The 343-nt window shown below is 65.6% G+C and carries 1 protein-coding gene; it reads right to left on the reverse strand.

From position 1 onward, the window contains the following. A partial coding sequence (locus FHD02_RS24120; protein WP_220394390.1) for an Ig-like domain-containing protein occupies positions 1-325 on the reverse strand: 325 nt, incomplete at its 3' end. Positions 326-343 lie beyond the last annotated feature (18 nt).

Raw genomic sequence — 343 nt, forward strand, 5'->3', positions numbered from 1 at the left:
TGATGACCGGGGCCGCCACGGTGGTGTCCACGGTGATGGCCAGCGCCGCCGAGGTCGCGGTATTGCCGGCGTCATCCGTCACCTGCACCGTCACGGTATAGTCACCGTCTGCCAGGACCGGCGCGGTAAAGGTCCAGGTGCCGTCCGTCTGCACGGCGGCATAGGCGGTGCCGTTAATCAGCACCTGCACCTCCGTCACGTCGGCGTCGATATTGCCCAGCGTAAACGCCGGCGTGGTGTCGTTGGTGATATTGTCGGTCGCGCTGCTGCCGCTGTCTGACGCCTCCGCCAGATCGAGGGTCGGAACGGACAGCGTGGTGTCCACGGTGAAGTCCAGTGAGGA

This window comes from Citrobacter sp. EC_71 (assembly GCF_019584005.1).
In the GTDB taxonomy this organism is placed as follows: Bacteria; Pseudomonadota; Gammaproteobacteria; order Enterobacterales; family Enterobacteriaceae; genus Citrobacter; species Citrobacter werkmanii.